The organism is Pseudoalteromonas sp. S16_S37, assembly GCF_014694405.1.
Taxonomy (GTDB): Bacteria; Pseudomonadota; Gammaproteobacteria; order Enterobacterales; family Alteromonadaceae; genus Pseudoalteromonas.
The window spans coordinates 1-298 of record NZ_JAAUWV010000234.1; the positions used below are offsets into that span (position 1 = coordinate 1).

A 298-nucleotide genomic window follows, 5' to 3' on the forward strand; every position below is an offset into this window, starting at 1 on the left:
CCTATTACTCTGCAAAGCTGCGTAACAGGAAATATCGACGAGAGTTGTTTTATCGTTTTAAACGCTATTTGGTTTCTTTTAGCAAGAGGGCACTGGCCTTTTTTAGGATTTCCTTTTCCATCCTAAGCTCTTTATTTTCCTTACGAAGTTTCAACAACTCAGCTCGCTCATCAGCATTTAAGCTTGTTCCAGATTGCTCTGCTTCAAACTTGGCTTTCCAGTTGTATAGTAACTTATCAGTGATCCCCAAGGATGCTGCTGCCTTCGCAACGCTATAACCTTGTTCAGTGACCAATGC

The 298-nt window shown here is 41.6% G+C and carries 1 pseudogene; it reads right to left on the reverse strand.

From position 1 onward, the window contains the following. Positions 1-295 (reverse strand): annotated as a pseudogene (locus tag HC733_RS22770) (transposase); the annotation flags it as partial. Positions 296-298: the final 3 nt, after the last annotated feature.